The organism is Psychrobacter sp. Cmf 22.2, from assembly GCF_001921745.1.
Lineage (GTDB): Bacteria > Pseudomonadota > Gammaproteobacteria > Pseudomonadales > Moraxellaceae > Psychrobacter.
The window spans coordinates 1-312 of sequence record NZ_MRYA01000023.1 but is presented as its reverse complement, the minus strand read 5'-3'; the positions used below and the strand labels follow the sequence as shown (position 1 = coordinate 312).

Here is a 312-nt window from a genome sequence, read left to right as displayed (position 1 = left end):
TATCCCATCTGACATCGCTTATGGCGAAGCGGGTAACGCCGGTATCGAGCCAAACAGCACGCTTATCTTTACCGTTGAGCTATTAAAAGTAAAATAAGGCGTTATTAGGCTTTTAACTGTTTTAACCCAAAGTGGTTATAAAAAAATGGTTATAAGAAAGCGCTTATAAAAAATAAAAAGCCCTCATACATTATGAGGGCTTTTTCGTGCGCGGCAGTTAAAGGTTAATTATCAGTTAACGAATAGCTAACTCACTCACTACTTATAGGGATTTTTTAATTATAAAGTCTTTTGGAATACTTTAGAATTACG

1 protein-coding gene is annotated in these 312 nt (G+C 35.6%); it reads left to right on the top strand.

Annotated elements, in window-relative coordinates:
• A partial coding sequence (locus BTV98_RS13175; protein WP_178379390.1) for an FKBP-type peptidyl-prolyl cis-trans isomerase occupies positions 1–97 on the top strand: 97 nt, incomplete at its 5' end.
• Between the last annotated feature and the right edge of the window lie 215 nt (positions 98–312).